We start from the raw sequence: 11,026 nt of genomic DNA, 5'->3' as shown, positions 1-11,026 counted from the left end.
ACTGGTGGTAATTTCTTCCGGGAACGCCGTACCGACAGGATAACTGCAATTAAACAGATTGTGGTCAATCAGGGTGGCATTGCTGCTGCGCACCGGCATCTGTAAATCATGGCCGTTAATGGTGACATCATACAGCGCCGGTTTAAAGCGATCGCTCTGCCCTTCCACCGCATAGACCTCAGACAACATATAATAGACGTGATTATCCGGGTTAATAATGCCGCCGCTGTTATTGTCATACACCATAAAATTCTGTTTCTCACCCTTCGCATTCTCAATGCTGTGCATACCCGGTGATAATTTCAGTTTCGCGGCGGTACCCGGTTCGGTGGTGTATTCTTTGTCATCCACTTTAAAGGTCAGTGTGGTGTCAGTCGGGTTGCTGTACCAGAATTCATTTTTAGTGCTGTCCGGATCCAGACTGTCACAGGCGGCCATTAATAATACGGCAGAACCTAATACACTTAGTTTTATTGCGGTTTTCATAATCGATCTCATCATATTGTTCTGAACACAGTCCCGATATTATCAATCCTTATTTACCCGGCATAGGATAAATTACCGCCAAATCCCGGCGGCTAAAAACACAATAATCAGGTAAAGCCGGAAAATAACAGGATGATGACTTATATCATCAGGCGTTATTGTATTTTTTCCGTAGTTTCTTTTCTGTTATCGCCAATCTGCATTATTACTGTCACCACCCGCGCAGCAGTAAAAAAGCAGATTATTTTAATTCGTTATTAATATTTAACTATTCGTCATCAGGCGATGTTATCGCGCATTATGTGCACCCTGACAATATTTCTGTATGACAATCCCCGGTTCAGTGATATGTTTTTTTTATTACTTCATTTCTGTGCCGGATAATCATCATGATGATTTTTTTTGCTGTGGCGCTCGCTCACTTTATCGCTCTGATAAGCCCCGGGCCTGATTTTCTGCTGATTATAAAAAGTACCCTGCGTAACAGCAGACGGGTGGCATTTGGTGTTGTCTCCGGTATTGCCACTGCCAATGCACTGTATATTGTACTCTGCCTGGCCGGTGCAGGCGCTATCCTCGCACAATCTGTCACGCTGATGATTCTGATTAAATTGTTCGGCGGAATATTCCTGCTCTTTATCGCATGGCAGGCATTACGGGCAAAAAAATCTGATTACCGTTTTCTGATGGCACAGGCAGCTGAAGACAGAAATACACATCCGCAGAGTACGTTTAAAAAAGAATTTCTGGTCGGCTTATCCTCCGGCCTGTTAAATCCCAAGAATTTATTATTCTATTTAAGTCTGTTTACTGTTGTGCTGGAAAGTCAGGATAATTCCGTACTATTTAAAACCGGTATTGCACTCTGGATGGTGATGGCCGTATTAATCTGGGACAGCCTGATTATGTATCTTCTGACCCGGCCCGCAGTACGTCAGCAATTTAATCGCTGTGCCTTCTGGATTGATAAAACCGCCGGTATTATTCTCGGTCTGGTCGGACTGAAAATTATTCATATGACATTTAAAAGCACGCCTTAACTTAATCAGGATATTACCGTGACTGCTGTTTTACGACATTGTTTTACCGCTCTGCTGATTATTTTTATTTCTTTGCAGACAGCTGCTGCCGGGAAAAATATCCCGGCTGAAATAAACGGCCTTAACGGCACACTGACACTGCCGGAAAACAGCACGCCGAAAGGTGTCATCCTGTTTATTGCCGGTTCCGGCCCGGTGGATCGTGACGGTAACAGCCCGGGCAGTCAGACCGATAATCTGCGGATGCTGGGCGATGCCCTGAGTGATGCCGGTTATATCACACTGCGGACCGACAAAGCCGGAACAGGTGCCGGTGCAGCAACCGTTAACCCGGCAGATATCACCTTTGCCGGTTATCTGCGGGATTATCAGGCGTGGTTCGATTTTCTGCAAAAGCGCTATCCGGACACCCCGGTGTATCTGCTCGGCCACAGTGAAGGGGCGTTGTTTGCCACCCTGATGGCGCAACAGCATAAACCGGCGGGGATTATCCTGGTTTCACCTGCGGGATATACCATCGATATTATCCTGAAAAAACAAATGAGTACCCAGCCATTCCCGCCGGAGGCGCTGGCCTATATCAACGATGTGATTGACCGGCTGAAAGCAGAGAAAACCACGGAGAATGTCCCGCCGTCTCTCAATATTCTGTTCGCCCCGGAATTACAGCGCTATTTTATGGAGTGGATGCAGTATGACCCGGCAGAAGAGCTGGCAAAAGTGAGCGTTCCGGGACTGATTATTCAGGGTGGTCATGACTGTCAAATCCCTCCGGAAAACGGCGAACGGCTTATCCGTACCGCACCGGATAATCAGTATGCGGAGATAGCAACCATGAATCACGTTCTGAAAGCGACCCCTGCTGATTGTGCGGCGGCTATCGCCAGTTACAATAACCCGGCGCTGCCGCTGCACCAGGAACTGGTTCCTGCTATTACCCGTTTTTTATCTGCCCGCTGACGTCATGTCAGCGGATGTATTCCGTCAGGGTGTTTTTTTCAGTGTCTGCAGAAAGTTATTATAAATTTCAGTGAAATCATCTTTAAAGCCGGGGAATTCCGCGAGACTTTTGATATTCAGGGTAATATGCATCATAAAACCGTGGATCAGGCTGCATAACAGATAAGAGTCATACTCTTTGATTGTCTGCTCTGCTTTCAGCTGACTGATAATATTATCCACCCGGCTGCTGATATAGCGCCGGTTAATATCCTCAAATTCATACCACCCGGCGACCGGCATCACTTCCTGAACCGGAATCAGTTCCCGGTAATGCTGTTCCAGATAATTCATAAAACTGCGGACAACAAGCTGCAGCTCTTCCCATTTATCCGCCAGAGGTTCAATATGATCGAGGACAGCACTGATTTTCTGTAATTGTATTTCATAGCAGTGCAATAACAGGTCACTTTTACTTTTAAAGTGGTGATAAAACGCCCCTTTTGTGACCCGTGCATCACGGGCAATTTCATCAATCGAAACGGACTGATAGCCTTTTTCAATAAAAAGTCCGTGTGCCGAAATCAGTAATGCCTGCCGCGTCCGTGCTGAATTTTCCTGTTGCCTGGTCAGTGTGTTCATGGTAAAAATGCCCTGTTACATACTATCAGTATGTAATCGTATCACAGTATTTTTTGGGTGCCAACAAACGGAAATCCTTATGCTTAAACATGATAACACTGTCACGGAATCCGTTGATTCCGTACCGGTCACCGATAAAGAACAGGATGACAATGCCTTTTATCTCAGCGTGATAAAAGACATTATTTTGTGGATTGAGCATAACCTGGATAAGTCACTGCAGCTGGATGTGGTGGCTGAACGTTCCGGCTATACCAAATGGTATTTTCAGCGGATTTTTAAACGCTTTACCGATATGACGCTGGCAGGCTATATCCGCCGCCGCCGTCTGACAAAAGCCGCCACCGAATTACGGCTGACCACACAAAACATCGGTGATATCGCGCTGAAGTATCAGTTTGATTCCCAGCAATCTTTTGCCCGGCGTTTTAAGGCAGTCTTTAATATGACCCCGACAGAATACCGCCGTAATCCCAACTGGGATCTGACAACGCTGCAACCGCCGGTACAACTGGAAATGCCGCCGCTGCCACAGCCGGACATTATTATGCTGGATGATATCGCTGTTATGGAAAAAGGCTATCACTACCAGTCACCGCTGGATGAAATCGGCCATCTGCATGAAGAGATCCGCACGACATTCTGGCGTGATTTTATCCGTCTGGTGTCACCGGAACTTCCGTACTGTTATGTCCGCACCGCCTATGACAGAACATCAGATCAACCGGAATGTATTGCTATCGGCTATCATATCGGGGTGGATGATCCGGCCTTTATTGTACAGGAAAACGAATTAACACCGGCGGTGATCAACCGCGGGAAATATGCAAAATTCCATTTTGACGGCTTATTCCGTGATTACCGGGATTTCACCTTCAATGTGTATTTATACGCGTTACCGCAGCTCGGATTATGCCGCCGTCCGGGACTGGATATTGAAAAATATACCCGAACCGAAGCAATAAGTGATAATCCGCCAGAGCACCTGTGTGTGGATTATTATATTCCGGTACTTTAATCTCTCCCGCATTTTCTCCCTGTTCATGCCGGTTATTTTCTGTTACAGAAAAATAACCGGTATCTGACATAATATTGATTACGGTCAGTAAATCTCAGCACGGTTATTAACCTGTTGTAATATACTATAACCTTCATTAACTCAGTATAAATACGTCACCCTCCGGCAGTTAAATACAATTACCACGGACGGACCTATGAATAAACTGACTCCGCTGAAACCTGTTCCTTCCTTAATCGCTGTTCTTATTACCTGTATTATCTGGTTTGCTGTTCCGGTACCCGATGGCGTTGATCCTAATGCCTGGCATCTGCTCGCACTTTTTGTCGGTACAATTGCCGCGATTATCGGTAAAGCGATGCCTATCGGTGCCGTTTCCATGGTGGCGATTGCCCTTGTCGCCCTGACCGGCGTGACTAATCCCGGCTCCGCGAAAGCTGCGCTCGCTGATGCCCTGAGCGGCTTTTCCAATGAGCTTATCTGGCTTATCGGGGTCTCTATTATGGTTTCCCTCAGCCTGAATAAAACCGGGCTCGGGGCACGTATCGGGTACTATTTTATTTCCCTGTTCGGCAAGAAAACACTGGGTATCGCTTATTCCCTGGCGATCGCCGAAACCGTGCTGGCACCGGTCACTCCCAGTAATACTGCGCGCGGCGGCGGGATCATCCACCCGATTATGCGCTCTATCGCTGACAGTTTCGGTTCAAAAGCCGATGACGGCACCAGCGGAAAAATCGGCCGCTATCTGGCGCTGGTGAATTACAATACCAACCCTATCACGTCCGCCATGTTTATTACCGCCACCGCACCTAACCCGCTGATTGTCACCCTGATTGTACAGGAGGCCGGTAAAGGAGCAGAGCTGAGCTGGTCGATGTGGGCAGTGGCCGCATTTTTACCGGCGCTGATCTCGCTGATCACCATGCCGCTGGTGATCTATTTTCTGTATAAACCGGAGATCACTGCCACCCCGGATGCCCCGGAGTTTGCCCGTGAGCGGATCCGCGAACTCGGCCCGGTGTCCCTGCCGGAAAAAATCACACTCGGGGTCTTTATCCTGCTGCTGGCATTGTGGGCCGGTGTGCCCGGCTGGCTGTTCGGCAGTGAATATAACGTGAACCCGACTACCGCCGCCTTTATCGGCCTTGCCGCCCTGTTGTGCAGCGGTGTGCTGAGCTGGGATGATGTGCTGAAAAACAAAGGGGCGTGGGATACCGTGGTCTGGTTCGCCGCGCTGGTAATGATGGCATCATTCCTCGGCAAACTCGGGCTGATAAAATGGGTCTCGCTGACGGTCGGCGGCGGTATTGACCATCTCGGGATCGGCTGGACCGGCGGGATGCTGCTGCTGGTGCTGTTTTATGTCTATTCCCACTACTTTTTTGCCAGCACCACTGCGCATATCACCGCCATGTTCGCGGCGTTTTATGCCGCCGGACTGGCACTCGGCGCACCGCCGATGCTGCTCGGGCTGACCCTGGCGTTTTCCTCCTCGCTGATGATGTCACTGACTCATTACGGCACCGGCACCGCCCCGATTATTTTCGGTTCGGGTTACACCACCCTAGGTGAGTGGTGGAAAACCGGTCTGGTGATGAGCATCGTTAACCTGGTTATCTGGATTATCGCCGGCAGCCTGTGGTGGAAACTCCTCGGATACTGGTAACAGATTGACCGGCATCATCTTCCTGAGGGTATTCTTTGCCGAATTAAGAATTATCGCATAAAGAATACTTATATACTGACCCCGCAGTTTTTATCAGTGATAACACGGGGGGATGATGCAAAAGGAGATAGTGCAGCCGGTATCTGCGGACACCGGCGCGATTGAGCAGTCCGCGGATAATCCGTCGCCCTGTGCGCCGCTGACCCCGTCGGCGGAAACCCGCTATCTGAAAGCGATGGAGCAGACTGACCGTTATCACTGCCGCTATAATCCGTCCTATGCTCTGCTGGATAACGCAGAGCCCGCGCCGGTCATTCCCGCAGCGCTGTTCCGCAGCGGGTGTCCGGCCACGCACTCATTCTGTCAGATGCGTCTGCAATGGCTGGCGGCCACCTGCGCCATTGATTCCGCTGCAGAACATGCCCTCAGCGACTCACATTAGTACGCGGCACAGCGGGTACTGATTATTGATAACGGCCATAATCCGCTGACCACGGCAGAGCTGGTCATCGCCGCTTATATCACCGGTACAAAACGACATCCGTCTGCGGTGAAATAACACACCGCCGGCTTACGCAGCCTGACATTTGATCTGCTATTATTATTTGTCTCAGCAAAATCACGGATTTGATCGTTATGACCACAGAAGCACCCGTTTTTTTACTCGCCCCGCCTCAGCGTGATGAAGCGGATTATCTGACCCGCCTGTGCCTGCGTTCAAAACAACACTGGGGATATGATGAAAAATTTATGGCGACCTGCCGGGATGAACTGACCATTACCTCCGCTGATTTTGACCGTTCGCGGCTGATGACCGCACGAATCAACGGCAAAATTGCCGGTGTTGTGCAACTGACCATCAACCGCCAGGAAGAGAACGGAAAGCTATCCAAACTCTTTGTGCATCCGGATTATCTGCATCAGGGAATAGGCAGCGCACTGTACCAGTGGGCAGTTTCCTCCGCCCGGACACAGTGTATCAGCGCCCTTCTGGTGGATGCTGATCCCAACGCGGAAGCATTTTATATCCGCCAGGGGGCTATCCGCATCGGGGAAACGCCGTCGGAATCCCTGCCCGGCCGGGTTCTCCCGCTGTTACTGATTTCGCTGCACTGACACCGGCGCTGTTTTTTTATCCTCAGCCGCCGCATGTGCTGTCAGTGCCGGAAAATCCGCTTCGGTAAACGGCAGTGCGGTCACCGGCAGATTTCCGGGATTGTTTGTCCGCCACAGTTCAAATGACGCCAAATCCGCCAGAGACCAGCCCCGGTAGTACTGAGGTAGTGCCAGCCACGCCCCGGCAGCGGTTTCCTGCTCTGGCTGTGACGGCAGCCGGTCATCACTCACACTGTAATCCCGGCGCAGCACCAGAAACTTCTCCGGCACCCGCTGCCGCTTATCCCACCAGAGCCCGTCAATACTGTCAAACATCTGCCGGGTAACGGCTGCGGGCTGTGCATCCAGTTGTGCCAGCGCCTGCGGAAGAATACCCTCCATTCCCCGGTTAAAATCAGCCACTGACCCGCCGTGCCCCTGTAACAGCAATGTGATGGCAAGGCGCGCCCCCAGCAGATTGGAATAGAGATCTTCCGGGGTAAATGCCGAAATTTCTTCCGGAAAACCGGGAACTGAATGATAACCATACCACTGGGCAATTTCATGCCATGCCGCCAGGCGAAACGCGAGCCGCGCGGCCAGATACACACTCAGGGTATAGCGCTCTGCCGGATCCTGCGGCGGGATAAAATGGCGGAACTGAATACGGCGGGAAAACAGTTCATCCGACAGTATCAGCATCCGGGCATTACCAAGATGCGGATAGATTTGCGTGAACAGGTAATAAGTGTAATCGGCGGTATCCCGCACATGGGCGATATCAATAAATCCGCCGTGGCGGGAATAGATGATCCCGAGGTTTTCATTACTCAGGCCGATAACTTCCGCCACGCCAAACCAGAAGCTGTCATTGTAGACATGCTCCCCCAAATCACCGGCGGTCAGCACATTGCCGATGGTGTAAAACGGCACCGGAACCGGCCCCAGTTTTGCCTGCAAATCATAGCCGAATGCGCAGCAGGGGCGCAGCCCGTCAGGCGCCCCCACCTTATCTGCAACCGGAAATGCCTGAGCTGCCGTTTCCGTGGTCTGCGGAGAAAGATCGGCGCGTATAACCGGCACATCGGCCATCCGGCTCTGACAGCCGGATAACAGTACCATCATGATAATTGCGCTGATAAATACCCGCATCAGAAGGCTTCCCCGACCTGGAAATAAAAACCGCTGCTCTGTTTCCCGACCCCAAAATCAAGCCGCACATTCATCCGGGGTTTGAATTCAAAACGATATCCCACACCGACGTTCGGCAGCCAGTGACCGCCGCCGAGATGACGTGCACTCTCACTCATCGTCCCGCCGCCGGCCCAGAGCACAATACCGTGCCGCCAGTCCAGCTTGCGCCGGTACTCCACCTGTGAGGCAAAGACATGATTATCCTGATAGCGGCCGTCATAATAGCCGCGCATCTGCCGCCCATTACCGAGGCGGGAATACTGATCCCACGGCACATCTCCGGAGGCAAACCGCGCGTAGTTATCAAACGCCAGCACCGTTTTATCATCCAGCGGATAATAATAGTTGTACTGAATCTCGGTGGTATTAAACCGCGTATCACTGCCGAGTGACGGCGCATACCAGGTATAACGCAGATCCAGCGCCTGCCCCTGACGGGCATTCGGCAGGAAATCCCGGCTGTCATAACTGAAGGTGGCGCTGACCCCGGAACTGACCGCATGCCGGTCATAATCATGCTCATCCATATAGCGGCTGAACGGTTTATCCGGCGAGGCCGCATTCAGTGTGCTGAAATCCCAGCCTAACCCGATATAGGTATTATCCGCCACCCGGCGCAGCAGTGACGGCGTCAGCCGCAGTTGCTGTGACTTATATTCACCGAAATGATCTTTGACACGCCCGGCCTGATAGCCTTTCCCCCAGTAATCCGTCGGCACATTATTGATCGTGCCGCTGAGATAAAAACGCCAGTTATCATTATCCAGATAGGTGTAATTATTCAGGTTCAGCCCGAACGCCCCGGTTGAGGAGGCAAAACCACTGAGGGATAAGGTGGATATTTTACTGTCAGGATCACTATCCGCCTGATACATACCGACCAGCGCCACCCCGACGCCTAATTCCAGTTCAGGGGTATAAAACGGCCCGGGTAACACCCCCCAGTCGATGGTTTTGCTGCGGTCAAATTGGTTATTACTGCCCAGTCCGGACAGTGCATCATCAATTTGTTCCCGTGAGGGTAAATAACCGGCCTTTGCTGTGTGAACCGCCACCAGACCGGCAAATGCCAGCCCGGCGGAAAAATAACGAAATATCATTAAAAACGGAATTCTCCGGAAATAAAGAAACTGTTACGGTTATTAAAACCCACTTCTGAGATTATATTAAAATTGCGGGTCACTTCTAACCGGGCGCCGACCAGGTTGCTCCATTTATGAGCAAGATGCTGTTCAACATCGAATTTCATATCGCCGGGGATCATATTTTCCATGCCTCCCGGTAACGATAAGTTTAATCCGCTGATATCCCCTTTGAAACGCTGGGTAATATCCTGATACATAGCACCGGTCCAGACCTGTAATTTGGTATTTCCCTGACCGGCAATTAACGGTGAAAAAACAAATTCATAACCGACGCGGGGTGAAACAACCAATGCTTTAATATCACCGTCAAGGATATCAAGATTGGTTTTGGTATAGTTAACATCGACTGTACCGAAGAATTGCTCATAGGCACCGGCAAAAGTCACACCCGCACCATAAGTTTTCCCTTCGAAATCCAGTTTAAAGGGCTGACCTTCAATCTTAGAGTCAAGATTAATATTATGTATTTTTCCAAACATCTTAACATCCACCGAACCACCGGCCAGTGTTGTGTCAGATTTACCCTTTGTTTTTCCGTATAAACCATACACATTCATAAACGGAAATACCCATGAGTCTAACTTCAGCATATGGGTTTCTGTTTTTTCACGGGTATGACCGGCATCAATGTTAATACCTTCAACCGATGCTTTAAAAAGGCCTTCACCGACGACAATTTTTGTCGGCATAATAAAACCGATTTTATCCACAACAATATCCTGCCGCAGATTCATATAGTTATAACCGACACCAAACGGCTCGGGAAGATCATAACCACGGGCGCGGGCTTCATCGCCCCAGATAGGCAGAATACGGGATTTGGATTCAGAAGGACGGGTGGCATCAGGAGAGCCATCGTCATTTTGTGCAGAGCCGCCGGACTGGCTGACACTTAACGACAGAGTCGGGCCGTCAGCATAAGAAAAAGCGCTCAGGCTCAGTGAGCCGGTAATAATCAGAGTATGAAGTATCGGGCGTAACATAATATAAGCCGGTTTTGTTTAATTAAATGGTGATGAATTCTAACGGCTAATCCCCTCTGATTACGAGCTTTCTGTGCGATAATTAGTAATAATTGCTATGTACGTAACGTTATTGTCATTTACAGTAATAATAACTTAACATTATCATAATAAAATACACAGTAAATATGTAACCTGAAATATAAAACATTAATATCCATATAATCACATCGTATATTTTATATTAGATGCAATAATTTAAATAATAAGATCATTAACTTTCAATATTGCGGACATTATGCTATTTCCTTATAACTATAAACGCACCATCAACCCCACTAAATAATTAAAGGATACCAATATGCCTATTGCAGAGCCACGCAGAGATGACGTCATGACTGACTACGGTACACTTAATCGTCTTTATCCACAGACTGTTACATATAAAGTTGATAATAAAAATTATATTCTTATGGAAGATGAAAATGGTGAATTCCTCATCAAAGAAATCAGCCAGAAAGGGAAACTGGATAAAGATATTTCAAGTGGTCAATTCTCAAGATATTTCGACATCATTCAGGTAGCCTATGATGATAAAAATAAAAATACATATATTTGCGCTATCAGTTTAGGAGGAAAGAAAATGAAATTATTCCAGGCAAATAACCTGGGGATAGATAAAAAGTATTCCAAAGATTATGTCATCAACGGCCGGAAATCATTTAACTTCTTTTTCATTGACGGGTTACTCCATCTTTTTGAATGCGATGAAGACAACAAAGGCCGCTATAGTATTTATTCAATTTCTTTTTAATAAAAACCAATATTACTTTAGC

11 protein-coding genes and 1 pseudogene are annotated in these 11,026 nt (G+C 48.9%); 7 read left to right on the top strand and 5 right to left on the bottom strand.

Translation table 11 applies throughout. The annotated features are described in order from the left end of the window. Window positions 1-486: pseudogene (locus tag X965_RS17625) on the bottom strand (hypothetical protein); the annotation flags it as partial. A gap of 389 nt (window positions 487-875) precedes the next feature. On the opposite strand from X965_RS17625, the gene X965_RS17620 reads away from it, so the two are divergent. Together X965_RS17620 and X965_RS17615 are read left to right on the top strand one after the other, a co-directional pair. Then, on the top strand, window positions 876-1,526 hold the full coding sequence (locus X965_RS17620; protein WP_004239048.1) for a LysE family translocator: 651 nt from the start codon (window positions 876-878) through the stop codon (window positions 1,524-1,526). Window positions 1,527-1,544: 18 nt separating this feature from the next. After that, window positions 1,545-2,486: an alpha/beta hydrolase gene (locus tag X965_RS17615; RefSeq protein WP_036419363.1), complete on the top strand. Its 942-nt coding sequence runs from the start codon at window positions 1,545-1,547 to the stop codon at window positions 2,484-2,486. A 24-nt stretch (window positions 2,487-2,510) separates the two neighbouring features. Here the strand turns inward: X965_RS17615 and X965_RS17610 are convergent, their stop codons facing one another. Beyond that, the gene (locus tag X965_RS17610; protein WP_036419362.1) at window positions 2,511-3,107 is read right to left on the bottom strand and encodes a TetR/AcrR family transcriptional regulator; all 597 of its coding nucleotides are present in this window, start codon (window positions 3,105-3,107) and stop codon (window positions 2,511-2,513) included. Between the two features lie 79 nt (window positions 3,108-3,186). Here X965_RS17610 and X965_RS17605 point away from each other — a divergent pair, with 79 nt between their 5' ends. The 4 genes from X965_RS17605 (at window position 3,187) to X965_RS17590 (ending at window position 6,910) form a co-directional block, all read left to right on the top strand. After that, window positions 3,187-4,125 carry a helix-turn-helix domain-containing protein gene (locus tag X965_RS17605; protein WP_036413815.1) on the top strand — a complete coding sequence of 313 codons (939 nt, stop codon included), beginning with the start codon at window positions 3,187-3,189 and terminating at the stop codon, window positions 4,123-4,125. Between the two features lie 196 nt (window positions 4,126-4,321). Beyond that, window positions 4,322-5,794 carry an anion permease gene (locus X965_RS17600; RefSeq protein WP_004236182.1) on the top strand — a complete coding sequence of 491 codons (1,473 nt, stop codon included), beginning with the start codon at window positions 4,322-4,324 and terminating at the stop codon, window positions 5,792-5,794. A 115-nt stretch (window positions 5,795-5,909) separates the two neighbouring features. Next, window positions 5,910-6,236 (top strand): hypothetical protein, encoded by a 327-nt coding sequence (locus X965_RS17595; protein WP_239670177.1) that lies wholly within the window; start codon window positions 5,910-5,912, stop codon window positions 6,234-6,236. 194 nt (window positions 6,237-6,430) lie between these two features. After that, entirely contained in the window at window positions 6,431-6,910 is a 480-nt protein-coding gene (locus tag X965_RS17590) for a GNAT family N-acetyltransferase (RefSeq protein ID WP_004239054.1), read from the top strand. On the opposite strand, the gene X965_RS17585 is transcribed toward X965_RS17590, so the two are convergent. Genes X965_RS17585 through X965_RS17575 form a run of 3 tightly spaced genes read right to left on the bottom strand, consistent with a single transcriptional unit; the run spans window position 6,890 to window position 10,211 of the window. Beyond that, window positions 6,890-8,041 carry a DUF4056 domain-containing protein gene (locus X965_RS17585; RefSeq protein WP_036413813.1) on the bottom strand — a complete coding sequence of 384 codons (1,152 nt, stop codon included), beginning with the start codon at window positions 8,039-8,041 and terminating at the stop codon, window positions 6,890-6,892. The genes X965_RS17590 and X965_RS17585 overlap by 21 nt on opposite strands. Next, window positions 8,041-9,183 carry a BamA/TamA family outer membrane protein gene (locus tag X965_RS17580; protein ID WP_036419353.1) on the bottom strand — a complete coding sequence of 381 codons (1,143 nt, stop codon included), beginning with the start codon at window positions 9,181-9,183 and terminating at the stop codon, window positions 8,041-8,043. The genes X965_RS17585 and X965_RS17580 overlap by 1 nt, the downstream gene beginning before the upstream one ends. After that, entirely contained in the window at window positions 9,183-10,211 is a 1,029-nt protein-coding gene (locus tag X965_RS17575; RefSeq protein WP_004236191.1) for a hypothetical protein, read from the bottom strand. Before X965_RS17575 ends, X965_RS17580 begins: the two co-directional genes overlap by 1 nt. A gap of 340 nt (window positions 10,212-10,551) precedes the next feature. Between X965_RS17575 and X965_RS17570 the strand changes: the two genes are divergently transcribed. Beyond that, window positions 10,552-11,004, top strand: coding sequence for a hypothetical protein (locus tag X965_RS17570; RefSeq protein WP_015422468.1), 453 nt, complete (start codon window positions 10,552-10,554; stop codon window positions 11,002-11,004). Window positions 11,005-11,026: the final 22 nt, after the last annotated feature.

This window comes from Morganella sp. EGD-HP17, from assembly GCF_000512315.2.
In the GTDB taxonomy this organism is placed as follows: domain Bacteria; phylum Pseudomonadota; class Gammaproteobacteria; order Enterobacterales; family Enterobacteriaceae; genus Morganella; species Morganella morganii.
This window is presented reverse-complemented; position numbering and strand designations above follow the sequence as displayed.

Bases quoted from the DNA above. Each gene is read 5' to 3' on its own strand.
- X965_RS17570 (WP_015422468.1), top strand. From the start codon at position 10,552: ATGCCTATTGCAGAGCCACGCAGAGATGACGTCATGACTGACTACGGT.
- X965_RS17620 (WP_004239048.1), top strand. From the start codon at position 876: ATGATGATTTTTTTTGCTGTGGCGCTCGCTCACTTTATCGCTCTGATA.
- X965_RS17585 (WP_036413813.1), bottom strand. From the start codon at position 8,041: ATGCGGGTATTTATCAGCGCAATTATCATGATGGTACTGTTATCCGGC.
- X965_RS17595 (WP_239670177.1), top strand. From the start codon at position 5,910: ATGCAAAAGGAGATAGTGCAGCCGGTATCTGCGGACACCGGCGCGATT.
- X965_RS17580 (WP_036419353.1), bottom strand. From the start codon at position 9,183: ATGATATTTCGTTATTTTTCCGCCGGGCTGGCATTTGCCGGTCTGGTG.
- X965_RS17575 (WP_004236191.1), bottom strand. From the start codon at position 10,211: ATGTTACGCCCGATACTTCATACTCTGATTATTACCGGCTCACTGAGC.
- X965_RS17610 (WP_036419362.1), bottom strand. From the start codon at position 3,107: ATGAACACACTGACCAGGCAACAGGAAAATTCAGCACGGACGCGGCAG.
- X965_RS17600 (WP_004236182.1), top strand. From the start codon at position 4,322: ATGAATAAACTGACTCCGCTGAAACCTGTTCCTTCCTTAATCGCTGTT.
- X965_RS17605 (WP_036413815.1), top strand. From the start codon at position 3,187: ATGCTTAAACATGATAACACTGTCACGGAATCCGTTGATTCCGTACCG.
- X965_RS17590 (WP_004239054.1), top strand. From the start codon at position 6,431: ATGACCACAGAAGCACCCGTTTTTTTACTCGCCCCGCCTCAGCGTGAT.